Raw genomic sequence first — 23,949 nt, 5'->3', positions numbered from 1 at the left:
CCGGGCGGGCCGCGGGAAGGGGGATGGGTCCGATCAGGTCAGCCGGGCGTGCAGGGAGCGGGCGGAGGCGTCGGTGAGGGACGCGATCTGGTCGACGATCACGCGTTTGCGGGCGCGGTCGTCGGGGGCCTTGTCGAACAGGGCGCGGAACTGGGGGTCCAGTCCGTCCGGTGCGCGGCGGGTGAGCGCCTCGGCGAGTTCCGCCACGACGATCCGCTGGTCGGCGCGGAGCCGTTCCTGTTCGTCGCGCTGTATGACGTAGCGGTCGGCGACGGCCTTGAGGACGGCGCACTCCAGGCGGGCCCCGGCGGGGACGACGAGTTCGGCGGCGTAGCGGGTGAGGCGGCCGGTGCCGTACCGGGAGCGGGTGGCGCCCTCGGCGGCCAGGCAGAACCGGCCGATGAGCTGGCTGGTGGCGTCCTTGAGGCGGGCCTGGGCGAGGGCGGTGCCGTCGTAGCCGTGCGGCCACCACTCCTGGGCGAGGAGGCGGTCGAGGGCGGCGGCGAGTTCCGCGGGGTCGGCGCCGGGGGCGTACCGGGTGCGGGCCGTGTCGAAGACGGCGCGGCGTTCGGGCTCGGCGAGCAGGCAGTTCGGGTCGATGTGACCGGCGTGCAGACCGTCCTCGACGTCGTGGACGGAGTACGCCACGTCGTCCGCCCAGTCCATGACCTGGGCTTCGAAGCAGGCGCGGTAGCGGGGCGCGCCCTCGCGGACCCAGTCGAAGACGGGCCGGTCGTCGTCGTAGACGCCGAACTTGGGGGAGGCCGGGTCGGTGGGGTGGGCGCCGCGCGGCCAGGGGTACTTGGTGGCGGCGTCGAGGGTGGCGCGGGTGAGGTTGAGGCCGACGGGGCCCTCCGGGGTGAAGCGCTTGGGTTCGATGCGGGTGAGGAGGCGCAGGGACTGGGCGTTGCCCTCGAAGCCGCCGCAGTCCTCGGCGAACTCGTTCAGGGCGGATTCGCCGTTGTGGCCGAAGGGCGGGTGGCCGAGGTCGTGGGAGAGGCAGGCGGCCTCGACGAGGTCGGGGTCGCAGCCGAGGGCTGCGCCGAGTTCGCGGCCGACCTGGGCGCATTCCAGGGAGTGGGTGAGGCGGGTGCGGGGGCTGGCGTCCCAGGCGGGGGTGGGGTCGCCGGGGGTGACGACCTGGGTCTTGCCGGCGAGGCGGCGCAGGGCGGCGGAGTGCAGGACGCGGGCGCGGTCGCGTTGGAAGGCGGTGCGGCCGGGGCGTTTGTCTGGTTCCGGCGCCCACCGTTCCACTGACGTGGGGGGGTAAGGGGCCTGGGGTGCGGTGCCTTCCATGGCTTTGACAGTACGGGGTGTGGGGGTTTGGGGGGCGCGGGGTGCGGGGGTGCGTCTGCCGGGTGCGGTGGGGGGCCGGGCGCGGATGCGTCGTGGCTCGTCGCGCAGTTCCCCGCGCCCCTCAGGCACGCCGGAGGAGCCGACGTCCACGGGGGGGCGCACCTGCCCGATCCGATCAAGAGCCGCGTACGGATGCGTCGTCGCTCGTCGCACAGTTCCCCGCGCCCCTTGGGCTTGCGCGGTGTCCGGCGCCCCGAAGGGGCGCGGGGAACTGCGCGAAGGGCCACGACGTGCCCGCGGACGACGAACACCCAAGGGGCGCGGCGGGACCGGGCTGGGTGGGGTTTTACGCCGGCTGGAGCCGGGCCCTGGTCCGGAGGGGCGTCGGGGTATCGGACAGGGCCTCCTCGTAGCGGCGCAGCAGCAGCTCGGCCATGGCCGGGTGGGTGCCCAGGGGCGCCGACGTGGTCCAGGGCGCCGCCGCCGCGCACTCCGTGGCGAAGCGTCCCGGCGCCGTGAAGCAGGAGGCGACGGCGATACGCCGATGCCCGGCGGAGCCCAGCGCGGCGAGCGCGGCCGGGACGGTCGGCGCGGCGGTGGTGGCGTAGGCGGGGACGACCGGGACGCCGAGACGCGCGGCGAGGAGCCGGGCGGTGCGGCCGGTGTCGGTCGCGGAGTCCGGGTCGCGGGAGCCGGCGGCGGCGAGGACGACCGCGTCGCCGGGCCGGCGGTCCCAGCCGGCCTCGGCGAGGCGGCCGTGCAGGGCGTCCACGAGGAGGGGGTGCGGGCCGAGCGGGCGGGCCACCCGGGCGCGGACCGGGAAGGCGGCGGCCGTCTCGGGGATGTCCCGTTTGACGTGGTAGCCACGGCTGAGGAGGAGCGGGACGAGGACGGCCCGCCGGTCGCCGAGGGCGGCGAGCGTGTCGGAGAGCAGGGGGGCGTTCAGCTCGATGTGGCCGAGGTGGACGGGGAGGCCGGGACGCCGGGCGCGGACCCGGTCCAGGAGGGCGCGCACGGTGCGCAGGGCGCGCGGGTCGCGGCTGCCGTGGGCGACGACGACCAGCGCGGGCGGCCCGTCGTCCCCGCCCGGGAAGCACCGTGTGCCGGTCGTCCGCGTCGCTGTCGTCACCGTCGTCACCGTCGTCACCGTCATGCGGCGATCGTGACGCCCGGAGGTTGCCGCCCCGTTGCCTGGGCGTCACGGGTGTTTTCCGGCGGATCACCGCCCGGGGGCGGCCCGTGTGAGGCGTCCTGACCTGCGCTTCCCGGCAGGGGTGAACCGCGCGGGCCGGGTGGGCGTCCCTGAAAAGCGGGGGCGGACCGCCGGGAGGGGAAACGTACATGCGGGGACCGAGGCGGCTCCGGCTGCCGCGCACCAGGGCCGGGTGGCGGCGGCTGACACAGGCCGTGGCGGCGGGGTGCGTGCTGGCGCTGCTGCCGCCGACCTGGCTGTACGTGACGACGGGCGGCCGGGCGGGCACGGTGGCCGGCGCGCCGCGCACCGACGTCGCGGTGGTGTTCGGCGCGGGGCTGTGGGACGGCGAGCCGTCGCCGTACCTGGCGCACCGGCTGGACGCGGCGGCCGCGCTGTACCGGGCGGGCCGGATCGAGGTCGTCCTGGTCACCGGGGACAACAGCCGCGAGGACTACGACGAGCCGGACGCGATGCGGACGTACCTGGTCCGGCACGGGGTGCCCGACGCGCGGATCGTCAGCGACTACGCGGGGTTCGACACCTGGGACTCCTGCGTGCGCGCGAAGGAGGTCTTCGGGGTGGACCGGGCCGTCCTGATCAGCCAGGGCTTCCACATCCGGCGGGCGGTGGCGCTGTGCCGGGCGGCGGGGGTGGCGTCGTACGGCGTCGGGGTCGCCGACCGGCACGACGTGACCTGGTACTACGGGGCGGTGCGGGAGCTCTTCGCGGCGGGCAAGGCGGCGCTGGACGTGACGTTCGAACCGGACCCGCGCTTCCTCGGGCCGAAGGAGCCGGGAGTACGGCGGGCCCTGGCGGACGCCGGCCGCCGGCCCGCGGCGCCTCTCCCCCGGGACGCCGGCCGCTGACCTCACGGCGGGCCGGACGCGGCGGGGAGGCCGCCGTGCCGCCCGTGTAACAGGGAGCCGCCGGGCCGCGTAACACGGGCGACGCACGCTGGGCGGTATGCAGAACTCCGCGACGCCCACGCACTGCCCGTACTGCGCCCTGCAGTGCGGGATGAATCTGACGCCGGCCGCCGACGGGACCGTGGAGGTGTCCGAGCGCGCGGACTTCCCGGTGAACCGGGGCGCGCTGTGCGGCAAGGGGCGGACGGCGCCGGCCGTGCTGTCGTCCCGGGTGCGGCTGACCTCGCCGCTGGTGCGGGAGGGCGGCGTGCTGGTGCCGGCCACGTGGGACGAGGCGCTGGACCGGATCGCGGCGCATCTGACGCGGGTGCGCGCGGAGCACGGCCCGGACGCGCTCGGCGTGTTCGGCGGGGGCGGGCTGACCAACGAGAAGGCGTACGCGCTGGGGAAGTTCGCCCGGGTGGTGCTGGGGACCTCCCAGATCGACTACAACGGGCGGTTCTGCATGTCGTCGGCGGCGGCGGCCGGCACCAAGGCGTTCGGGCTGGACCGGGGGCTGCCGTTCCCGCTGGAGGACATCCCGCGCACCGGCTGCGTGATCCTGGTCGGCTCCAACCTCGCCGAGACCATGCCGCCCGCGCTGCGCTTCCTCACCGAGCTGAAGGAGAACGGCGGCACGCTGGTCGTCATCGACCCGCGCCGCACGAGGACCGCCGAACAGGCCGACCTGCACCTCGCGCCCCGCCCGGGGACGGACCTGGCGCTGGCGCTGGGCCTGCTGCACCTGGTCGTCGCCGAGGGCCGGGTCGACGAGGAGTACGTGGCCGAGCGGACCTCCGGCTGGACGGAGGCACGGGCGGCGGCGATGGCGCACTGGCCGGAGTACGTGGAGCGGATCACGGGCGTGCCGGTGCCGCGACTGCGGGAGGCGGTGCGGATGTTCTGCGAGCCCGAGGCGGCGATGGTGCTGACCGCGCGCGGCCCCGAGCAGCAGTCCAAGGGCACGGACACGGTCGGCGCGTGGATCAACCTGTGCCTGGCGACCGGACGGGCCGGGCGCCCGCTGTCCGGATATGGCTGTCTGACCGGGCAGGGAAACGGGCAGGGCGGGCGCGAACACGGGCAGAAGGCCGACCAGTTGCCCGGCTACCGCAAGCTGACCGACCCCGAGGCGCGGCGGCACGTCGCCGAGGTGTGGGGCGTGGACCCCGACTCCCTGCCGGGACCGGGACGCAGCGCCTACGAACTGCTGGACGCGCTCGGCACGGACATCCGCACCCTGCTGCTGATGGGCTCCAACCCGGTGGTGTCGGCGCCCCGCGCGGCCCATGTGGAGGAGCGGCTGCGGTCGCTGGAGTTCCTCGCCGTGTGCGACGTGGTGCTGTCGGAGACGGCCGAACTCGCCGACGTCGTGCTGCCGGTGACGCAGTGGGCGGAGGAGTCGGGGACGACGACCAGCCTGGAGGGCCGGGTGCTGCTGCGGCGCCGGGCGATCACCCCGCCGGACGGGGTCCGCAGCGACCTGGAGGTGCTGCGCGAACTGGCCGACCGGCTCGGCGTGGAGAAGGGGTTCCCGGCCGACCCGGAGGAGGTCTTCGAGGAACTGCGCCGGGCGAGCGCGGGCGGCCTCGCGGACTACTCCGGGATCAGCTACGGGCGGCTGGCCGAGGAGGGCGGCGTCTTCTGGCCGTGCCCCGCCGGTGACACGGGGGACCATCCCGGCACGCCCCGCCTCTTCCTCGACCGGTTCGCCACGGAGGACGGGCGGGCCCGGTTCGTGCCCGTCTCGCACCGGCCGGCCGCCGAGGAACCCGACGACGAGTACCCCGTCCTGCTCACCACCGGGCGGGTCGTGGCGCAGTACCAGTCCGGTGCGCAGACCCGGCGGGTGGACGAGCTGAACGCCGCCGCGCCGGGCCCGTTCGTGGAGCTGCACCCCCGGCTGGCGGCGCGGCTCGGCGCGGCCGAGGGCGATCCGGTGGCGGTCGTCTCGCGCCGGGGGCGGGCGGTCGCCCCGGCCCGCATCACGACCGGCATCCGCCCCGACACGGTGTTCATGCCGTTCCACTGGCCGGGCGAGGGCCGCGCGAACACCCTGACCAACCCGGCGCTCGACCCGACCTCGCGGATGCCGGAGTTCAAGGTGTGCGCGGTGCGGGTGGAGACGGTGAGCGCGGCGGACACGGCGAACGCGGCGGAAGCCGGAGAAGCGGCGGAGGCGGGAGACGCGGTGGAGGCGGGGAACGCGGTGGGGGCGGCTTCCTGAGGTCCGGGCGCCTCAGCGGCCCCCGGGGCGCACCAGCGGGAGGAAGACCGTGTCGACGATCTCCTCGACCGCCTCCCGCCCGACCGGCCGCAGCGTCATCATCGCCTCCGCGCGCAGCAGGTCGAAGGGGAGCGCGGCGATCCGCGGTGTGAGCCGGTCCGGGTCGATCTCGCCGCGCTCGACGGCGCGCCGCATGATCACGTCGGCCCCGGAGCGGCGGCCGGCGAGGAACAGCTCGCGCAGCTCGGTGAAGCCGGTCTCGGTCTCGGTGAAGTAGCCGGCCAGCAGCAGGCTGAGCTGCGTGAGGAACGGCCCCCGGGTCTCCCCCAGTTCGATGAGGGTGGCGATCAGGTCACCGCGCAGGGACCCGGTGTCGGCCGGGGCGACCGACTGGGCGGCGTGCCGGCGGACGACCGCCGCCTCGACCAGCTCGCGCTTGTCCGCCCAGCGCCGGTAGAGCACCGGCTTGCTGGTGCCGGCCCGGCGGGCGACGGACTCCACGGTGAGGTTCGCGTACCCCCGCTCGCTCAGCTCGTCCCAGGCCGCGTCGAGGATCGCCGCCTCCAGCGTTTCGCCGCGCCGTCTGCCCACAACTCTCCCAAGAACCTTTGACGTTTCTTGTCGGCGTACTCTACTGTGCCGAATAAGAAACCAAAACGTATCTTAAGGAGTCCGTGTGAGCGGGACCCAAGGAACCCGTGTGAGCGGGGGGCGGCTCGTCGGCCTGGTGGCCGTGCTGGCCCTGGTGAACTTCGTCGTCGACTCGGCCATCGCCGCGCCGCTGGTCGTCCTGCCGGAGATGCTCGACCACTTCGGCACCGACCAGACGGCGTGGCTCAACGCCACCGCGATGCTGGCCGGGGTGATGTGGGCGCCCCTGTTAGGCAAGAGCGCCGACCTCCACGGCAAACGCCGGGTGCTCGTCCTGACGCTGCTGCTGAGCTGTGCGGGGGCCCTGCTGTGCGCCGTGGCCCCGGGGCTCTGGCTGTTCGTGCCGGGACGCATGCTGCAAGGGGCGGCGCTGGCCGCCATGTTCCTCTCCGTCACGATCGTCCGCGACGCCTGCGCGCCCCGCGTCGCCATGGTCGTCGTCGGGATCGTGACCTCCGGTTCGGCGGTGCTCAACATCGCCTCCCGGTTCCTGATCGAGAAGCTGGCCACGGAGTTCGGCTTCCAGGTCCTGTTCGTGCTGTCGGCCTCCGTCGCGGCCCTGATGGCGCTCTGCGTGCGCTTCCTCCTGCCCGAGTCCTCGGTCAGGACCCCCGGCTCGGTCGACTTCGGCGGCGCCCTCCTGCTCGGCGGCGGCCTCGGCGGGACCCTCGGGTACGTCAGCCTGGGCCCGGACCTCGGCTGGCTCGCCCCCGGCCCGCTGGCCCTGCTCGCCGGCGGTGCCGCCGCGTCGGTCCGGTGGTTCCTGGTGTCGAGGCGGAAACCCGATCCCCTGATCGACGTCAGGGACCTGCGCGGGCCGCTCCTGCTCATGCTCCTCGTCGTCTTCCTCGCCACCGGCGCGTACCAGAGCACGCTCCAGCTGATCCCGCTCGTCAGCGACGTCTCGCCGGACCAGCACCTCGGGTACGGGCTGGCCGGCCAGGGGTCGGTGGCGCTGCTGCTCGCCGGGCCCGGACTCGGCGTCACGCTCGGCGGCCCGGCCGCCGGCTGGCTCGCCGTCCGCGTCGGGCCCGCCCGGACCCTCGCGGGGGCGGTCCTGCTCGGCACGGTGGTGACCGCCGGGATGTTCCTCGGGGTCTCCCGGCTGCCCGTCGCCCTCTGCTGCGGATTCCTGCTGGGCGTCACGGTCGGGGCGCTCGGGACCTCCGGCTTCAACATGGCGGGCAGCCTCGCCGCCGCGGAACGGCAGGGCATCGTGTCCAGCCTGGTCATGGTGATGGTCTCGACCGGGTCGGTGGTGCTGGACTTCACCGGCGCGGCCGTCCTGAAGTCGACCGCCGTGGGCCCGGCCGGCGACCCGGTGAACTCGGCGGCCGGCGTGTTCGGCTGCGTCGCCCTCGCCTGTGCCGCGTTCGCGCTCGCCTCGGCCCTGGCCGTCCGGCTCGCACGCGCCACCCGCCCCGGCGGCGGCCCACCGCCGCCGCGCCCCGCCCTGACCGCGCGCACCACCCCGGGAGTCGACGCATGAGCATCCGTACGAACCGGAGCACGGGCGGCGCGGCGAGGCGCACGGTCCTCGTCTCCGGCGCGAGCATCGCCGGTCCCGCCGTGGCGTTCTGGCTGCGCCGGTACGGCTTCGAGGTGACGGTGGTGGAGAAGGCCGCCGGCCTGCGGGGCGGCGGCTACCCGATCGACGTGCGGGGCGACGCGGTCGAGGTGGTGCGCCGGATGGGCATCCTGCCGCGGCTGCGGGACGCGCACCTCGCGTCGCGCCGGCTGACCTTCCTCGACGCCGACGGCACCGCGGTGGCCGCGGTCGCCCCCCGGGCGGTCGGCGGCGGCACGGACGAGGACGTCGAGGTGCCGCGCGGGGAACTGGTCCGGGCGCTGTACGAAGCCGTCCGGGACGACGTGGAGTTCGTGTTCGGCGACTGCGCGGAGACGCTCACGGACCACGCGCACGGCGTCGACGTCACCTTCCGCAGCGGCGTCCGGCGCGGCTTCGACCTGGTCCTGGGCGCCGACGGCATGCACTCGGGCACCCGGGAACTCGTCTTCGGCCCCGAACCGCCCTTCCGCCGCCACCTGGGGTACTGCTTCGCCCTGTTCGCCCTGCCCAACACCCTCGCGCTCTCCCACGAGGTGCTGGTCTGGAACACCCCCGGGCGGGCCGCGGCGCTCTACGCGGCCGGGGACAGCGCCGCACTGCACGCGCTGCTCGCCTTCGCCCACCCCGAACCGCCCGCCGAGGCCCTGCGCGACCCAGCGGCAGGCCGCGACCTCGTCACCGCCGCCTTCGCCGGCGCCGGCTGGGAGATCCCGGCCATGGTCGACGCGCTGCGCCGCGCGGACGACCCGTTCTTCGACACCGTGAGCCAGATCCGCATGCCGGGCTGGTCACGGGGCCGGGTCGCGCTCCTCGGCGACGCCGCCCACGCCCCGTCGTTCCTGACCGGGCAGGGGACCAGCCTCGCCCTGATCGGCGCGCAGGCGCTCGCCGCCTCGCTGGCCGCCCGGACCGGCCACCGCGCGGCCTTCGCCGCCTACGAAGGCGGTCTGCGCGGGCTCGTCGAACGGACCCAGGCACGGGTCGACGCGGGCGGTTCGGCGCTCTTCCCCGCCACCGCCGAGGCGCTGGCGCGACGCAACGAACGGCTGCGGAGGACGGCCACGGCGCCCTGACCGCCGTACGGACACCGGACGGGCCTCGCGGGTGACGGGCACCCGGCGGCGGCCGGTCACCCGTTCACCCCCAGCCCCGCCCCTCACCGTCGTACGGCCGTGACCTGCCGGAACGGGCTCCCCCGGCACCCGTTCTCCGTAATCCTGACGTCGCGTCAGGAAGCGGGGCGCGCGGGCTGCCCCTTTCCTCGGAGGGGCAGGGATCACCGAACAGCTCGAAGGAGCACCGATGCGCCGTACCGCCCGCCTGCTGACCGGCACCGCGCTCGCCGCGGCCACCGCCGGTCTCGTCGTCGCGGCACCCGCGTACGCCGGGGAGCCCGGCGACCCGTCCGGCGGGCTGCTGGTGCGGCCCGCCTCCGTCGTGCCGGGCGACCGGGCGGCCGTGGACACCGAGGCGTGCGGCCCGGAGGGGACGGCGGCCGGGGACGCCGGCGCGGTGGGCGCCGGGGCGTTCACACTGGGGCCGGAGTCCGGTACGGGCACGGCGACCGGCGGGTTCCGGGTGCCGCCGGGTGCCCAGCCGGGGACGTACGAGATCGTGGCGACCTGCGCGGGCAGCGGGAAGCGGGTGACGGGGGACCTGGAGGTGACCCTGTCGTCGACCGCGTCCCGGATGTATCCGCGCGGCAGTGTGAAGACGGGGGTCGGCGGCGCCCTGGGCCCCGACCCCGTGCAGACCGCGGCCGGTGTGGCGGCCCTGGCCGTCGCCGCCGCGGGCGGTACCTGGCTCCTGCATCGCCGGGCGAGAGGCGACGGGATCTGACGGGCGCCCTCCGCCGCCCGTCCGCCGGTACCGCACTTCCCCACCCCCTCCGGGTCCGATGCCCCTCGCGGCCCGGAGGGGGCACGGGCCGAAGGGAGAAGGGTCGTCATGCGCAGGGTCGGCAACACCGTCATAGCGGGCGTCACCGCCCTCGCCCTCTGCTCGGGCGCCTGGCTGCTGTGGGGCGGCGCCGGCGCCGGCCGCCCGCCGCAGCCCGCCGCCGCCGAGGCCCGCGCCGGGCACGGCCGGCAGGCCCCCGCCGCCCCTGCGCTGCCGCCCTCCCCGCCCGACCGCGTCCGCATCCCGGCGATCGGCGTCAACGCCCCGCTGACCGGCCTCGGGCTGACCGGCTCCGGCAGCCTGGACGTGCCGCCCGCCGGGGACGACAACCTGGCCGGCTGGTACGAGGCCGGCACCACCCCCGGCGAGACGGGCACCGCGATCCTCGCCGGGCACGTCGACAACGCCGAGGGACCGGCCGTGTTCTACCGGCTCGGCGCGCTGAAGCGGGGCGGCCGGATCGAGGTGGACCGGCGGGACGGCTCGGTCGCGGTGTTCACCGTGGACCGGGTGGAGGTGTACGACGCGGCGGACTTCCCCGACGGGGAGGTGTACGGCGCGGCCGGGCGGCCCGAACTGCGGGTGATCACCTGTGGCGGCGGCTGGTCGCGGAGCACCGGCTACCGCGGGAACGTGGTCGTCTTCGCCCACCTGACCGGCAGCCGCGGCTGAGCCCCGCCGGACGGCGGGCCGCCCCCGCGGCGGGCCGGCCCGGTTTCCCCTCTCACGCCAGCCACTGCTCGTACGCCAGGTTCGCCACCAGCGCGAAGACCACCGTCAGCAGGACGATCCGGACGAAGCCGCTGCCCTGTTTCAGGGCGGTGCGGGCGCCGAGCATGCCGCCGGCGAGGTTGAAGACGGCCATCAGCGCGGCGAGCTGCCACAGCACCGCGCCCTGCCAGGCGAAGGTGGCGAGCGCGCCCGCGTTGGTGCAGCAGTTGACGATCTTGGCGGTGGCGGAGGCGGTCACCAGGTCGAGGTGGAGCACCGCGGTGAGGGCGAGGACGAGGAAGGTGCCGGTGCCGGGGCCGATCAGACCGTCGTAGAAGCCGATGCCGAGGCCCGCGAGGCCGATCGCGGCGAGGATCTGGCGGCGGGTGGCCGGGCCGGCGGCCGGGGCGGTGCCGAAGGCCGGGCGGAGGATGACGAAGGCGGCCACCGCGAGCAGGACGACCATGATGACCGGCTTGAGGACCTCGGTGCTCATCCCGGCCGCGAAGAAGGCCCCTCCCGACGAGCCGGCGAGCGCCGCCAGGCCGATGCGCACGGCGGTGCGGACGTCGACCGGCGCCTTGCGGGCGTAGGTCACCGCCGCGCCCGTGGTGCCGACGACGGCGACCGCCTTGTTGGTGCCGAGCGCGTGCGCGGCCGGGGTGCCGGCGGGCAGGCCGAGCAGGAGGACGGGCAGCAGCAGAAGCCCGCCGCCGCCGACCACGGCGTCGATCCAGCCGGCCGCGAGGGCCGCGAGACAGAGCAGGGCGATCGTCAGCAGTGATATGTCGGGCATGATCATGACGATATCCCGGCCCCTCACAGCTCGGCCTCCCACGGCCCCGGCCCCTCACGGCCCGGCCCCTCACAGCTCCGTCCCGCCGCCGCTGAGGGCAGCGTTCCGCGCGGGAAACAGACGTGATGCCACCGGGTAACACCGGCACCGCACGCTCGGTGGCATGACCTCGAATACGCGTGTGGTGGTGATCGGCGCCGGGCTCGCGGGTGTCACCCTCACCCGGCGCCTCGGTGAGCTGGGCACGCCCGCCGTGCTGATCGGCGAGGAGGAGCACCGCCCGTACAACCGGGTCCTGCTCGCCGAGGTCCTCGCCGGCCGCTACGGCGCCGAGGTGATCGCCCTGCCCGAGCCCGCCGGCCTGGTGCGCGGCCGGGTCACCGGCATCGACCGCGCCGCCCGGACCGTCACCCGCGCCGACGGCACGGTGATCGCATACGACACGCTGGTCCTGGCCACCGGGTCCAACGCCGTGCTGCCGCCGCTGCGCGGCCTGTTCACCGCCGACCGCGAACTGCCCCGGGGCGTGCACGCCTTCCGCACCCTGGACGACTGCCTGGCGCTGTCCGGGGCGGTCCGGCCGGGCGCGCGGGCGGTCGTCATCGGCGGCGGGCTCCTCGGGGTCTCCGCCGCCCGCGCGCTGGCCCTGCGCGGCGCGCAGGTCGTCCTCGCCCAGCAGTCCGAGCGTCTGATGGAGCGTCAGCTCGACGCCGCCGCGTCCGCGCTGGTCCGGCGGCACCTGACCGACCTGGGCGTCGAGGTGCACACCGAGTGCCGGGTGCGCGACGTGCGCACGGTCGGCGGGGCGGTGCGGTCGGTGGAACTGGCCGACGGGTACGCGCTCGACGCCGACCTGGTGGTGCTGGCCTGCGGGGTGCGGCCGCGCACGGGGCTCGCGGCGGACGCGGGACTGGAGGTGCGCAAGGGCGTCGTCGTCGACGACGAGCTGCGCACCTCCGACCCGCGCATCCGCGCCGTCGGGGACTGCGCGCAGCACGACGGCACGCTGTACGGGCTGGCCGCGCCCGCGCTGGAGCAGGCCGAGGCCCTCGCCCGGTCGCTGGCCGGCGACCCGGCCGCCCGCTACACCGGCACCCGCTCGCTGACCCGGCTCACCCTGACCGGGCCGGACAGCCCCTTCGACCTCGCCGCGTTCGGTGAGACCGACCCCCGTCCCGGCGACGACGTGGTGCGGCTCGCCGACGCCACCCGGGGCACGTACCGCAAGGTCGTCGTCCGCGACGACCGCCTGGTCGGCGGGGTCCTCGTCGGCGAACTCGGCACCGTCGGCGCGCTCGCCCGCGCCTGGGAGGGAGCAGAGCCGCTCCCCGACGACGGCCCCCTGCTCCACCTGCTCACCAACGACGGAGGCTCCTGATGTCCACGGACCAGACGACCATCGTGCTCATCGGCCACGGCATGGTCGGCCAGCGCTTCCTCGAAGCGCTCGCCGAGCGCGGCCTGACCGCCACGCACCGCGTGGTCGTGCTGTGCGAGGAGCCGCGCCCCGCCTACGACCGGGTCCAGCTCACCTCGTACTTCTCGGGGAAGACCCCGGACGACCTGTCGATGACCGACCTCGCGTTCATCGAGGAGCACGGCATCGAGCTGTACGTCGGTGACGCCGCCGAGACGGTCGACCGGGACGCCCGGAAGGTCACCGCGCGGTCGGGGCGGGTCTTCGACTACGACGTCCTGGTCCTCGCGACCGGCTCGTACCCGTTCGTGCCGCCGGTCCCCGGCAAGGACGCGGCCGGCTGTTTCGTGTACCGCACGATCGAGGACCTGCTCGCCATCGAGGAGTACGCCAAGACGGCGACGACGGGCGCGGTGGTCGGCGGCGGACTGCTCGGCCTGGAGGCGGCGGGCGCGCTGAAGGGGCTCGGGCTCACCTCGCACATCGTGGAGTTCGCGCCCCGGCTGATGCCCGTCCAGGTGGACGAGGGCGGCGGCGCGGCCCTGCTGCGGACCATCGAGGACATGGGTCTGTCCGTGCACACGGGCGTCGGCACCCAGGAGATCGTCGTGGGCCCCGACGGGTCCGTCACCGGCATGAAGCTGTCCGACGGCTCCGAACTCGCCACCGACCTGGTGGTGTTCAGCGCCGGTGTCCGCCCCCGCGACCAGCTCGCCCGGGACTGCGGACTGGCGGTCGGCGAACGCGGCGGCATCGCGGTGGACGAGCAGTGCCGGACCGTCACCGACCCGCACGTCTTCGCCATCGGGGAGTGCGCCCTCGCGGCGGACGGCCGGGTGTACGGCCTGGTCGCGCCGGGCTACGAGCAGGCCGTGACCGTCGCCGCCACCCTCGCCCGCGACGAGGCGGCGTTCACCGGCGCCGACCTGTCCACCAAGCTGAAGCTGCTCGGCGTGGACGTGGCGTCCTTCGGCGACGCGCACGGCACCGCCGAGGACTGCCTGGACGTCGTCTACTCCGACTCCCGCGCCGGCCTGTACAAGAAGCTGGTCATCGGCCGCGACGGCACGCTGCTCGGCGGCATCCTGGTCGGGGACGCGGAGGCGTACGGCACGCTGAAGGCGTTCACCGGCTCGGTGCCGCCGGTGCCGCCGGAGTCGCTGGTGCTGCCCGCCGGGGCCGGGGCGCCCGTCCAGCTCGGCCCGTCCGCCCTCCCCGACGACGCGGTCATCTGCTCCTGCCACAACGTGTCCAAGGGCACGATCCGCGGCGCGGTCACCGACCACCGGTGCGTCACCGTGCCCGAGGTGAAGAAGTGCACCAAGGCCGGCACCGGCTGCGGCTCCTGCGTGAAGGTGATCGGCCAGCTCGTCACCGCCGAGCTGGAGGCGAGCGGTGTCGAGGTCGACAAGGGCCTGTGCGGTTGCTTCGGGCAGACCCGCGAGGAGCTGTACGAGATCGTCCTCGCCCTGCGGATCACCTCGTACCAGGACCTGCTGGACCGGTACGGCCGCGAGGAGGCCCGGGGCGGCGACGGCTGCGAGGTCTGCAAGCCGACCGTCGGCTCGATCATCGCCTCCCTCGCCCCGACGATCGGCGCCAGCGGCTATGTCCTCGACGGCGAGCAGGCCGCCCTCCAGGACACCAACGACCACTTCCTGGCCAACCTCCAGAAGAACGGCTCGTACTCCGTCGTGCCGCGCATCCCCGGTGGCGAGATCGCCCCGGAGAAGCTCATCGTCATCGGCGAGATCGCCCGCGACTTCCGGCTCTACACGAAGATCACCGGCGGTCAGCGCATCGACATGTTCGGCGCGCGGGTGGAGCAGCTGCCGTCGATCTGGGCGCGGCTGGTCGACGCCGGTTTCGAGTCGGGGCACGCGTACGGCAAGTCCCTGCGGACGGTGAAGTCCTGCGTCGGGCAGACCTGGTGCCGCTACGGCGTCCAGGACTCGGTGCGCATGGCCATCGACCTGGAGCTGCGCTACCGGGGCCTGCGCAGCCCGCACAAGCTGAAGTCGGCCGTCTCGGGCTGCGCCCGCGAGTGCGCCGAGGCGCAGTCCAAGGACTTCGGCGTCATCGCCACCGCGGCCGGCTGGAACCTGTACGTCGGCGGCAACGGCGGTGCCACCCCGCGCCACGCCGACCTCCTCGCGCAGGACCTCTCCGACGCCGAACTGGTCCGGCTGATCGACCGGTTCCTGATGTTCTACATCCGCACCGCCGACCGGCTGGAGCGCACCTCCACCTGGCTGGAGCGCGTCCCCGGCGGCCTGGACCACGTACGGGACGTGGTGGTGCACGACTCGCTCGGCATCTGCGACGAGCTGGAGGCGCTGATGTCCGCGCACGTGGCCGGCTACCGCGACGAGTGGGCCGAGACCATCGACGACCCCGAGAAGCTGGCCCGGTTCGTGTCCTTCGTCAACGCCCCGGACACCCCGGACCCGCTGGTCTCCTTCGTCCCCGAGCGGGACCAGATCAAGCCCGACCTGCCGCTGCTCTCCATCGGCCACCGCCCTCTGGAAACCCTGGAAACCCTGGAAGGAAGCGCCCAGCGATGACCCTGGCTCCCGAGACGACCGACCTGCGGGTCCGGCTCCGCCTGACCGACGGCTGGTTCACGGCCTGTGACCTCGGCACCCTCTTCCCGGGCCGCGGCGTGGCCGTGCTCCTGCCCGACGGCGCCCAGGCCGCCCTGTTCCGCGACCGCCGGGGCGAGCTGTACGCGATCGACAACCGCGACCCGTTCACGGGCGCGGCGGTCCTCTCCCGCGGTCTGACCGGCACCCACCAGGGCCGCCCCTTCGTCGCCTCCCCCCTCCTCAAGCAGCGCTTCGACCTCGCCACCGGGCAGTGCCTGGACGACGAGTCGGTCCGGGTGACGGCGTACGAGGTGCGGGCGACCGCCGACGTGGCCGGGTAGCGCCCCTTCGCCGCCGGCCGGCTCCCGGGTCCGCCTGCGCTGTCGAGACGTCCCGGGGCCCACCGGGTCCCGTCCCGCCGTTCCCGTCGCACGCGGGGACCGCCGACGGGACCCGGGGCGGCCGGCCGGCGGCCGCTCCACCAGCCCGCGGCCACCGGAGACGACGTTCACCGCGGTGGCGGTGCCGCGCTGACCGGCGCTTCGGCGCCGCACCAGGTGCCCAGGGCGATCTCGGCGGTGATGCCCGGGCCGAAGCCCGCGATCACGCCCCGGTCCGCGGGACCGGCGCCGCCGTCGGCGAAGAGGCGTTCCAGGGCGTCGAAGACGACCGCGCTGGCGATGTTGCCGCGCTCGGTGAGGGTGGCCCGGCTGTAGCGGAACATCGCCGGCGGCAGGTCGAGGTGGGTGGACAGGTCGTCCAGGATTCTGGGGCCGCCCGCGTGGACGATGTAGAAGCCGAGCCGGGTGATGTCCCAGTCCCGCAGCTCGGCCAGGGCACGCAGGGCGGGCGCGAGGTCGGCCATGGTGCCGGGCACCCGTTTGTCGAGCATGAAGTGGAAGCCGGTGTCGCGGACGTCGTAGGCGATCCACCGCTCGGTGCCGGGCACCAGGTGGGAGCCGTTGTGGTCCAGCCGTACGCCCGTGCCGCCCCGGCCACGGACGACCGCGGCGGCGATCGCGTCGCCGAACAGGCCGTTGGACAGCAGGTTGCCCACGGCCAGGTCGGCCGGCTGGTAGCACAGCGAGCAGAACTCGCAGCACAGGATCAGCACGTTCGCCCCGGGATAGGCGGTGCAGAAGTCGTGGGCGCGGTTGATGGCCGCGCCCCCGGCGGCGCAGCCGAGCTGGGCGATCGGCAGTTGCCGGGTCTCGGGCCGGAAGCCCATCGTGTTGATGAGCCAGGCGGTCATCGACGGCATCATGAAGCCCGTGCACGACACGTAGACGATCATGTCGATGTCACGGGGCGTGAGTTCGGCGTGGGCCAGCGCGCGGAGCGCGGCCTCGGGGACCCGCGCCTTGGCCTCCCTCTCGTACCGGGCGTTGCGCGCGGTGAAGCCGGGGTGGCGCAGGGTCTCCTCGATGGGCTGCACCAGGTGCCGGGTGCGCACCCCGGTGTTGGCGATCAGGCGCAGGGCCAGCTTGAGCTGCGGGTGGCCGGCGTGCAGCTCCCTGGCCAGGTCGAGGGTCTGCTCGCGGGTGATGACGTGCTCGGGCACGGCGATGGCCGGCCTGCACAACGTGGCCATGTCCGGGCCCTACCAGGTCACCGGGAGGGCGAGCGGATAGCGCCAGATCGACACGGTGTTCCACCGCACCTCCTCCGGGGGCACGGCCAGCCGCAGCCCGGGGAACCGGGTGAGGAGCGTGCCGACGGAGACCTGGAGGACCATGCGGGCCAGGTGGGAGCCGAGGCAGTGGTGGCTGCCGTAGCCGAAGGCCATGTGCGGGGCCGGTGCCTCCCGTTCGAAGTCCAGCTCGTCGGGCCGCTCGTACACCAGGCCGTCGCGGTTGGCGGTCAGGTACGACACGTGCACAGTGTCGCCCGCGCGGATGAGCCGGCCGCCCAGCTCCACGTCCTCCAGGGCCACCCTGGGGATGCCGACGCCCTGGCGGAACGGGATGAAGCGGAGCAGTTCCTCCAGGGCCTGGTGGAGGAGTCCGGGGCGGGCGCGGAGCTGGGCGAGGTGGTCGGGGTGGGTGAGGAGGGTGTAGACGCTGTTGCAGATGTCGTAGGTGGTGGTGTCGTGGCCGGTGACCAGCAGGAGCATGGCCAGGACGGCCAGTTCGTCCTGGTCCAGCGTCTCCTCGCCGATGCGGGCGGTGGCCATCGAGCTGATCAGGTCGTCGCCCGGGGCGCGGCGCCGGGCGGCGGTCAGCTCGGTGAAGTAGGCGCGCAGCGCGGCCTTCGCCTCGACGGCCGAGGCCCGGTCGGCGGCGCTCATCGACATCATCGCCATCGCCCAGCGGCGCAGCCGCGGCCGGTCCGCCTCGGGGATGTCCATGAGCTGGCTGATGGTCATGAGCGGCAGCCGGTCGGCGAGGTGGGCGACGAGGTCGGCCGGCGAGCCGTGCTCGGCCATGGTGTCCAGCAGCGCGTCCGTGGTCCGCTGGGTCCACGGGCGCAGCGCCTCGACCCGGGGCGTGGTGAACGCCTTGACGACCAGGCGGCGCACCCGGTTGAGCGCGGGCGGGTCCATCAGGTTGATCGCCTCGGACTGGGCGATGGGCTCGGGGGTGATCCTCGGGAAGTCCCGGCCGGCCAGCGCGGCCCGGCTGAACCGCCGGTCCGAGGTGACGGTCCGCACGTCCGCGTAGCGGGTCACCAGCCAGCAGGTGCCCGTCCCGTAGGGCATGCGGACGCGGGCCACGGGTGCCTCGGTCCGCATCCGGGTCAGGTACGGGTCGGGTTCCAGGGCGTCGTCGTGCCGGAACGGGCACGTCCTTGCCGATTCGATCTCCGCGGCAGTCATCGCGGTGATTCCCCCCTTCAGCGCGAGGCCCGGCGCATCCGGAGCGCGGGCCTGCCGGGCCGATACCCGCCACCGGCGGCGAACACCTCATCAAGCGATAAACCGCTCTTATGGGTGGACTTCACTCCTCGGACGCGGTCGATGCGGGCACCGCGGATTCGACGGGCGGTCATGGCATGGCCATGGCTTGTCCATCCTGTCCCCCTAGGGTCCCTGACCGTACGACCCCGCCGTCACCCGGCGGCGGGGCGGCCACGGCACCCCTGGAGTGAACGTGGAACGTCGTACCCTCCTGCGCGCGGTCGCCCTCGGCGGCACCTCCGCCGCCCTGGGCGGCACCCTGTGGCGCGGCGCCGCGTACGCCGCGCCCGCCCAGCCCGGCAGCGGACCCTACGGGGCGCTGGGCGCGGCGGACGCCAACGGCATCCGGCTTCCGGCCGGCTTCACCAGCCGGGTCGTCGCCCGGTCCCGGCAGACGGTCCCCGGCACCTCGTACACCTGGCACGACGCACCGGACGGCGGCGCCTGCTACGCCGACGGCACGGGCTGGATCTACGTCTCCAACTCGGAGGTCATCCCGGGCGGCGGCGCGAGCGCGGTGCGGTTCTCCGCGACCGGCGCGGTCACCGCCGCGTACCGCGTCCTGTCCGGCACCCGCACCAACTGCGCGGGCGGCAGGACCCCGTGGAACACGTGGCTGTCCTGTGAGGAGGTGGACCGCGGCTACGTCTACGAGACCGACCCCTGGGGGGTGCAGGCGGCCGTCCGCCGGGACGCCATGGGCCGCTTCAAGCACGAGGCGGCGGCGGCCGACCCGGTCCGCCGGGTCGTCTACCTGACGGAGGACGTCACCGACGGCTGCTTCTACCGCTTCCGCCCGACGGCCTGGGGCGACCTGTCCGCCGGCACCCTGGAGGTGCTGGTCGCGGGGACCGCCACCAGCGGCCCGGTCACCTGGGCGAGGGTCCCCGACCCGACCGGCGCCACCGCCACCCGCGACCAGGTGTCCGGCGCCAAGCGCTTCAACGGCGGCGAGGGCTGCTACTACGCCGACGGCGTCTGCTGGTTCACCACCAAGGGCGACAACCGGGTCTGGCAGTACGACGCCGCCGCGCAGACCCTCGAACTCGCCTACGACGACTCCCTGGTGACCGGCGGCACGGCCCCGCTCACCGGTGTCGACAACGTCACCGGTACGGGTTCCGGCGACCTGTTCGTGGCGGAGGACGGCGGGAACATGGAGATCTGCGTCATCACGCCGGACGACGTGATCGCGCCGTTCCTGCGGATCGACGGCCAGTCCGGCTCGGAGATCACCGGCCCGGCCTTCTCCCCCGACGGCACCCGGCTCTACTTCTCCAGCCAGCGCGGCACGAGCGGCAGTTCGTCCGGCGGGATCACCTACGAGGTGCGGGGACCGTTCCGCACCTGACCACCAGTGGCACGGACGCATCACAAAAGCGTCACCGGGCCTCCACGATCCGGCGGCCCGCCGTACGGTCGTCCCCTCACGCACCACCGCAGTCGCAGGGGGACCTCATGAGCAGTCCGTACGACCCGCGCACCCCGCGTGCCCCGTACAACCAGCCGTACCCGCCGCCTCCGCAGCCCCCGTACGGCCCGTACGGCCCGCACCCGGTCCCGCCCGGCGCCGCCTCCGGTCCCGCCCCCAAGTGGGCCCGGAAGCGGTACGTCCTGCCCGCGCTGGCGTTCGCGCTGCTCCTCGGCGCCGGCATCGGCGCCGGCGGCGACGGCGGTACGGACGGCACGGAGGCCGGCGCGAAGGCGGTGGCCGCCACCGCCCGCCCGACGGTCACCGTGACCGAGACGGCGACCGAGACGCTGGAACCCGAACCGGCCGAGACGGTGACCGCGAAGGAGACGGTCAAGGTCACCGTGACCGAGACGGTCGGGGAAACGGTCACGGAGGAAGCCGCCGAGGACGACACCTTCTCCGGCTCCGGCTCCGATTCCGGGGGCGGCTCCGTCTACTACCGGAACTGCGACGCCGCCCGCGCCGCCGGAGCCGCCCCCGTCCACGCGGGCGACCCCGGCTACGGCCGTCACCTGGACCGGGACGGGGACGGGACCGGCTGCGAATAGCGGGCCGGCGGCCCTACAGGCTGAACCGCTCGACCTTCAGGAACCAGTTCTGCACGCCGCCACCGGCCCCGCTCACCTTCAGCTTCACCCGCGCGCTGACGTCACGGCTGCCGGGTCGCGGCTCGAACCGCGCCGTCCGGATCAGCGTGTGACTCGACCACTCCGGGTTGCCGCGGGCGGTCGCGAACCGGTGGTTCTCACTCACCGGCGCACCCTGCTCGTCACCGAAGAACACGGTGGCGTGCAGGACGCCCTGCCCGTCCCTGTTGTTGTCCTCGCACAGGGCCTCGGCACTGAACGTGGCCACGAACCGCGCCCCCAACGAAGGATGCCCCTCACCGAACTTCAGCTCGACCTCGGCACCGGGCACCTGCACCCAGTCGGCCGACGCGGTCTCGAACCGCTTGTCACCCCAGACCCCGTACACGACATCGGGAGCACTGGTGACACGGAACGAGGACGACGCGGGAGTACTCAAAACGGTTCCCTCCGGCAGGAGTTGATCGGACCCGCGAAGCCTTCCCCCACCCGCCCCCGGCACCCGGGGGGCGGTGGGGGGCCATCCCTGTGGGGGACGGCTCACCCGTGCGCGCACGGCGCACGCGGAGCCGTTCCGCGCCGGGAACGCCCGAGAGGGCGGCGCCCCCGCACGGGTGCCGCCCTCTCTTCGTGAACCGGAGTCGCCGTCGGCCGGTGAGGGTGGTCGGGTGACCGGTGGCGGTCCGGAGGTTCAGCGGTGGTCGCTGCCGGTGGACCGGACCGCCGCGCGGCCCGCCTCCAGGCGGGCGACCGGGATGCGGAACGGGGAGCAGGAGACGTAGTCCAGGCCCACCTCGTGGAAGAAGTGGACGGACTCCGGGTCGCCGCCGTGCTCGCCGCAGACGCCGAGCTTCAGGTCGGGGCGGGTGGCGCGGCCGGCCTTCGCGGCGGCGGCGACCAGGGAGCCGACGCCGTCCTTGTCGATCGTCTCGAAGGGGGAGACGCCGAAGATGCCCTTCTCCAGGTAGGCCGTGAAGAAGGACGCCTCGACGTCGTCGCGGCTGAAGCCCCACACCGTCTGGGTCAGGTCGTTGGTGCCGAAGGAGAAGAACTCCGCGCACTCCGCGATCTGCCCGGCGGTCAGCGCGGCGCGGGGCAGCTCGATCATCGTGCCGATGGCGAGCTTGAGGTGCGCGCCGGAGGCCGCCTCGACCTCGGCGACGACCTTGTCGGCCTCCTCACGGACGATCTCCAGCTCCTGGACCGTGCCGACCAGCGGGATCATGATCTCGGCGCGCGGGTCGCCCTTGGCGGCCTTGCGCTCGGCCGCCGCTTCCGCGATGGCCCGGACCTGCATGGTGAACAGGCCGGGGATGACCAGGCCCAGACGGACGCCGCGCAGGCCCAGCATCGGGTTCTGCTCGTGCAGGCGGTGGACGGCCTGCAGGAGGCGGAGTTCGTTCTCGTGGGGCTCCTGCCGGGACTCGGCGAGCGCGACGCGGACGGAGAGTTCCGTGATGTCGGGGAGGAACTCGTGCAGCGGCGGGTCGAGGAGCCGGATGGTGACCGGGAGGCCGTCCATCGCCTCGAAGAGTTCGACGAAGTCCCGCTTCTGGAGGGGGAGGAGTTCCTTGAGGGACTCCTCGCGCTCGGCCTCGGTGTCGGCCAGGATGAGGCGTTCGACCAGTTCGCGGCGGTCGCCGAGGAACATGTGCTCGGTGCGGCACAGGCCGATGCCCTGGGCGCCGAAGCGCCGGGCGCGCAGCGCGTCCTCGGCGTTGTCGGCGTTGGCCCGCACCCGCAGGCGGCGCTTGCGGTCGGCGAAGGCCATGATGCGGTGGACGGCCTCGACCAGCTCGCCGGCGTCCTCCGCGCCCGCGTGCATGCGGCCCTCGAAGTACTCCACGACCGGGGACGGCACGACCGGGACCTCGCCCAGGTAGACCTTGCCGGAGGAGCCGTCGATCGAGACGACGTCACCCTCCTCGACCACGTGCCCGCCGGGCACGGTCATCCGGCGCCGCTTGGTGTCGACCTCCAGCTCCTCCGCGCCGCAGACACAGGTCTTGCCCATGCCGCGCGCGACCACGGCCGCGTGGGAGGTCTTGCCGCCCCGCGAGGTGAGGATGCCCTCCGCCGCGATCATGCCGTCGAGGTCGTCGGGATTGGTCTCCCGGCGGATCAGGATGACCTTCTCGCCCGAACGCGACCACTTCACGGCCGTGTACGAGTCGAATACCGCCTTGCCGACCGCGGCGCCCGGCGAGGCCGCGATGCCCCGCCCGACCTGCTCCACCTTCGCGGACTCGTCGAAGCGGGGGAACATCAGCTGGGCGAGCTGGGCGCCGTTGACCCGGGTGAGCGCCTCGGCCTCGTCGATCAGGCCCTGGTCCACGAGCTGGGTGGCGATCCGGAAGGCGGCACCGGCGGTCCGCTTGCCGACCCGGGTCTGGAGCATCCACAGCCGGCCGCGCTCGATGGTGAACTCGATGTCGCAGAGATCCTTGTAGTGGTTCTCCAGGGTCTCCATGATCCGCATGAGCTGGTCGTACGACTTCTTGTCGATCCGCTCCAGCTCCGCCAGCGGGACGGTGTTGCGGATGCCCGCGACGACGTCCTCGCCCTGGGCGTTCTGGAGGTAGTCGCCGTAGACGCCCTGGTGGCCGGAGGCCGGGTCGCGGGTGAAGGCGACGCCCGTGCCGGAGTCGGGGCCGAGGTTGCCGAAGACCATCGAGCAGACGTTGACGGCGGTGCCGAGGTCGTGCGGGATGCGCTCCTGGCGGCGGTAGAGCTTGGCGCGGTCGCCGTTCCAGGAGTCGAAGACCGCCTTGATGGCGAGGTCCATCTGCTCGCGCGGGTCCTGCGGGAAGTCCCGGCCGGCCTCCTTCTTCACGATCTTCTTGAAGGTGGTGACCAGCTTCTTCAGGTCGGCCGCCTCCAGTTCGGTGTCGACCGTGACCTTCTTGGCCGTCTTCGCCTTCTCCAGCGCCTCCTCGAAGAGGTCGCCGTCGACGCCGAGGACGGTCTTGCCGAACATCTGGATGAGGCGGCGGTACGAGTCCCAGGCGAAGCGCTCGTCACCGGCCTGGGCGGCCAGGCCCTGTACCGACGTGTCGGAGAGGCCGATGTTCAGGACCGTGTCCATCATGCCGGGCATGGAGAACTTGGCGCCGGAGCGGACGGAGACCAGGAGGGGGTTGTCGGGCTGGCCGAGCTTTTTGCCCATCCGCGCTTCGAGGGCGTCGAGGTGCGCACTCACCTCGTCACGCAGTGCCGCCGGCTCCTCGCCGCTGTCGAGGTAGGTCTTGCAGGCTTCGGTGGTGATGGTGAAGCCGGGCGGGACCGGGAGGCCGAGGTTGGTCATCTCGGCCAGGTTGGCGCCCTTGCCCCCGAGCAGGTCCTTGAGGTCCTTGTTGCCCTCGGTGAAGTCGTAAACGAACTTCGCTGCCTGAGGATCCTGGGGATCTTTGTTTTCCGACACGGGTCTCGACTCCTCGAGGACGCGGTGGCTGCCCTGACGGCGAGGAATGTACCCAGATCGAAGGCGTCTGGGTACGTCTGCTTGCGCGTCATACGCCCGTAACCACTCGTCCGCCAGCGGATCGAAAGTCAAGGAAAGGCAAGCCGCTTCGCCTCCCCGCGTTCATTCCTTGAAGGGAAAGGGGCCACCCACCCGTTCCGCACTGCTCACATGAGCGGCATTTGACACGTCTGAGTTCGATCGATGAACGATCAAGGGGTGGCACCGAGTGCCACCCCTTCCAGAAGTACAGCCGCTCATGATCCGCTCATCTGAGCGG

Annotated in this window: 19 protein-coding genes; 11 read left to right on the top strand and 8 right to left on the bottom strand. The window is 73.9% G+C overall.

Annotated elements, in window-relative coordinates:
• Positions 1–33: 33 nt before the first annotated feature.
• Positions 34–1,296, bottom strand: a complete 1,263-nt coding sequence (locus tag Sdagh_RS30265; RefSeq protein WP_189412903.1) for a deoxyguanosinetriphosphate triphosphohydrolase — start codon at positions 1,294–1,296, stop codon at positions 34–36.
• A gap of 346 nt (positions 1,297–1,642) precedes the next feature.
• A complete protein-coding gene (locus Sdagh_RS30260) occupies positions 1,643–2,449 on the bottom strand; it encodes a sirohydrochlorin chelatase (RefSeq protein ID WP_190077590.1) in 807 nt (268 codons plus the stop codon).
• Between the two features lie 188 nt (positions 2,450–2,637).
• Between Sdagh_RS30260 and Sdagh_RS30255 the strand changes: the two genes are divergently transcribed.
• Together Sdagh_RS30255 and Sdagh_RS30250 are read left to right on the top strand one after the other, a co-directional pair.
• Positions 2,638–3,357 (top strand): SanA/YdcF family protein, encoded by a 720-nt coding sequence (locus tag Sdagh_RS30255; RefSeq protein ID WP_190007883.1) that lies wholly within the window; start codon positions 2,638–2,640, stop codon positions 3,355–3,357.
• Between the two features lie 97 nt (positions 3,358–3,454).
• A complete protein-coding gene (locus Sdagh_RS30250; RefSeq protein WP_226535964.1) occupies positions 3,455–5,623 on the top strand; it encodes a molybdopterin oxidoreductase family protein in 2,169 nt (722 codons plus the stop codon).
• A gap of 12 nt (positions 5,624–5,635) precedes the next feature.
• On the opposite strand, the gene Sdagh_RS30245 is transcribed toward Sdagh_RS30250, so the two are convergent.
• Positions 5,636–6,214 carry a TetR/AcrR family transcriptional regulator gene (locus tag Sdagh_RS30245; RefSeq protein WP_189412897.1) on the bottom strand — a complete coding sequence of 193 codons (579 nt, stop codon included), beginning with the start codon at positions 6,212–6,214 and terminating at the stop codon, positions 5,636–5,638.
• A 109-nt stretch (positions 6,215–6,323) separates the two neighbouring features.
• Here Sdagh_RS30245 and Sdagh_RS30240 point away from each other — a divergent pair, with 109 nt between their 5' ends.
• The 4 genes from Sdagh_RS30240 to Sdagh_RS30225 all read left to right on the top strand — a co-directional run bounded on the left by Sdagh_RS30240 (position 6,324) and on the right by Sdagh_RS30225 (position 10,415).
• On the top strand, positions 6,324–7,763 hold the full coding sequence (locus Sdagh_RS30240) for an MFS transporter (protein WP_226535962.1): 1,440 nt from the start codon (positions 6,324–6,326) through the stop codon (positions 7,761–7,763).
• Positions 7,760–8,917 (top strand): FAD-dependent monooxygenase, encoded by a 1,158-nt coding sequence (locus Sdagh_RS30235; RefSeq protein ID WP_189412892.1) that lies wholly within the window; start codon positions 7,760–7,762, stop codon positions 8,915–8,917. Before Sdagh_RS30240 ends, Sdagh_RS30235 begins: the two co-directional genes overlap by 4 nt.
• 229 nt (positions 8,918–9,146) lie before the next feature.
• The gene (locus Sdagh_RS30230; protein ID WP_189412889.1) at positions 9,147–9,683 is read left to right on the top strand and encodes a GVDTG sorting domain-containing protein; all 537 of its coding nucleotides are present in this window, start codon (positions 9,147–9,149) and stop codon (positions 9,681–9,683) included.
• 108 nt (positions 9,684–9,791) lie between these two features.
• On the top strand, positions 9,792–10,415 hold the full coding sequence (locus tag Sdagh_RS30225; RefSeq protein WP_189412886.1) for a class F sortase: 624 nt from the start codon (positions 9,792–9,794) through the stop codon (positions 10,413–10,415).
• A gap of 52 nt (positions 10,416–10,467) precedes the next feature.
• On the opposite strand, the gene Sdagh_RS30220 is transcribed toward Sdagh_RS30225, so the two are convergent.
• Positions 10,468–11,250 (bottom strand): sulfite exporter TauE/SafE family protein, encoded by a 783-nt coding sequence (locus Sdagh_RS30220; protein ID WP_189412885.1) that lies wholly within the window; start codon positions 11,248–11,250, stop codon positions 10,468–10,470.
• Between the two features lie 163 nt (positions 11,251–11,413).
• Between Sdagh_RS30220 and Sdagh_RS30215 the strand changes: the two genes are divergently transcribed.
• From Sdagh_RS30215 to nirD, 3 genes are read left to right on the top strand one after another with little or no spacing between them, the layout of a single operon-like run.
• Positions 11,414–12,628 (top strand): NAD(P)/FAD-dependent oxidoreductase, encoded by a 1,215-nt coding sequence (locus tag Sdagh_RS30215; RefSeq protein WP_189412882.1) that lies wholly within the window; start codon positions 11,414–11,416, stop codon positions 12,626–12,628.
• The gene (gene nirB / locus Sdagh_RS30210; RefSeq protein WP_190077589.1) at positions 12,628–15,231 is read left to right on the top strand and encodes a nitrite reductase large subunit NirB; all 2,604 of its coding nucleotides are present in this window, start codon (positions 12,628–12,630) and stop codon (positions 15,229–15,231) included. Before Sdagh_RS30215 ends, nirB begins: the two co-directional genes overlap by 1 nt.
• Complete coding sequence (nirD, locus tag Sdagh_RS30205; protein ID WP_189412878.1) at positions 15,228–15,593, top strand: nitrite reductase small subunit NirD; 366 nt, start codon at positions 15,228–15,230, stop codon at positions 15,591–15,593. Before nirB ends, nirD begins: the two co-directional genes overlap by 4 nt.
• A gap of 167 nt (positions 15,594–15,760) precedes the next feature.
• On the opposite strand, the gene Sdagh_RS30200 is transcribed toward nirD, so the two are convergent.
• Positions 15,761–16,843 carry a type III polyketide synthase gene (locus tag Sdagh_RS30200; RefSeq protein ID WP_189412876.1) on the bottom strand — a complete coding sequence of 361 codons (1,083 nt, stop codon included), beginning with the start codon at positions 16,841–16,843 and terminating at the stop codon, positions 15,761–15,763.
• A gap of 9 nt (positions 16,844–16,852) precedes the next feature.
• Positions 16,853–18,067: a cytochrome P450 gene (locus Sdagh_RS30195; RefSeq protein WP_190077588.1), complete on the bottom strand. Its 1,215-nt coding sequence runs from the start codon at positions 18,065–18,067 to the stop codon at positions 16,853–16,855.
• A gap of 274 nt (positions 18,068–18,341) precedes the next feature.
• Here Sdagh_RS30195 and Sdagh_RS30190 point away from each other — a divergent pair, with 274 nt between their 5' ends.
• Together Sdagh_RS30190 and Sdagh_RS30185 are read left to right on the top strand one after the other, a co-directional pair.
• Positions 18,342–19,499: an alkaline phosphatase PhoX gene (locus Sdagh_RS30190; RefSeq protein ID WP_190077587.1), complete on the top strand. Its 1,158-nt coding sequence runs from the start codon at positions 18,342–18,344 to the stop codon at positions 19,497–19,499.
• Positions 19,500–19,606: 107 nt separating this feature from the next.
• A complete protein-coding gene (locus tag Sdagh_RS30185) occupies positions 19,607–20,170 on the top strand; it encodes an excalibur calcium-binding domain-containing protein (RefSeq protein ID WP_190077586.1) in 564 nt (187 codons plus the stop codon).
• Positions 20,171–20,183: 13 nt separating this feature from the next.
• On the opposite strand, the gene Sdagh_RS30180 is transcribed toward Sdagh_RS30185, so the two are convergent.
• On the bottom strand, positions 20,184–20,648 hold the full coding sequence (locus tag Sdagh_RS30180) for a hypothetical protein (protein WP_190077585.1): 465 nt from the start codon (positions 20,646–20,648) through the stop codon (positions 20,184–20,186).
• A 252-nt stretch (positions 20,649–20,900) separates the two neighbouring features.
• Positions 20,901–23,630, bottom strand: coding sequence for a pyruvate, phosphate dikinase (gene ppdK, locus Sdagh_RS30175; RefSeq protein ID WP_189412866.1), 2,730 nt, complete (start codon positions 23,628–23,630; stop codon positions 20,901–20,903).
• Between the last annotated feature and the right edge of the window lie 319 nt (positions 23,631–23,949).

It is taken from the genome of Streptomyces daghestanicus (assembly GCF_020521275.1).
In the GTDB taxonomy this organism is placed as follows: Bacteria; Actinomycetota; Actinomycetes; order Streptomycetales; family Streptomycetaceae; genus Streptomyces; species Streptomyces griseoviridis.
Note: the sequence above shows the minus strand (reverse complement) of the source record. Positions and strands in the feature narration are given on the sequence as shown.

Bases quoted from the DNA above. Each gene is read 5' to 3' on its own strand.
- Sdagh_RS30265 (WP_189412903.1), bottom strand. From the start codon at position 1,296: ATGGAAGGCACCGCACCCCAGGCCCCTTACCCCCCCACGTCAGTGGAA.
- Sdagh_RS30260 (WP_190077590.1), bottom strand. From the start codon at position 2,449: ATGACGGTGACGACGGTGACGACGGTGACGACAGCGACGCGGACGACC.
- Sdagh_RS30255 (WP_190007883.1), top strand. From the start codon at position 2,638: ATGCGGGGACCGAGGCGGCTCCGGCTGCCGCGCACCAGGGCCGGGTGG.
- Sdagh_RS30250 (WP_226535964.1), top strand. From the start codon at position 3,455: ATGCAGAACTCCGCGACGCCCACGCACTGCCCGTACTGCGCCCTGCAG.
- Sdagh_RS30235 (WP_189412892.1), top strand. From the start codon at position 7,760: ATGAGCATCCGTACGAACCGGAGCACGGGCGGCGCGGCGAGGCGCACG.
- Sdagh_RS30230 (WP_189412889.1), top strand. From the start codon at position 9,147: ATGCGCCGTACCGCCCGCCTGCTGACCGGCACCGCGCTCGCCGCGGCC.
- Sdagh_RS30225 (WP_189412886.1), top strand. From the start codon at position 9,792: ATGCGCAGGGTCGGCAACACCGTCATAGCGGGCGTCACCGCCCTCGCC.
- Sdagh_RS30220 (WP_189412885.1), bottom strand. From the start codon at position 11,250: ATGCCCGACATATCACTGCTGACGATCGCCCTGCTCTGTCTCGCGGCC.
- Sdagh_RS30215 (WP_189412882.1), top strand. From the start codon at position 11,414: ATGACCTCGAATACGCGTGTGGTGGTGATCGGCGCCGGGCTCGCGGGT.
- nirB (WP_190077589.1), top strand. From the start codon at position 12,628: ATGTCCACGGACCAGACGACCATCGTGCTCATCGGCCACGGCATGGTC.
- nirD (WP_189412878.1), top strand. From the start codon at position 15,228: ATGACCCTGGCTCCCGAGACGACCGACCTGCGGGTCCGGCTCCGCCTG.
- Sdagh_RS30200 (WP_189412876.1), bottom strand. From the start codon at position 16,843: ATGGCCACGTTGTGCAGGCCGGCCATCGCCGTGCCCGAGCACGTCATC.
- Sdagh_RS30195 (WP_190077588.1), bottom strand. From the start codon at position 18,067: ATGACTGCCGCGGAGATCGAATCGGCAAGGACGTGCCCGTTCCGGCAC.
- Sdagh_RS30185 (WP_190077586.1), top strand. From the start codon at position 19,607: ATGAGCAGTCCGTACGACCCGCGCACCCCGCGTGCCCCGTACAACCAG.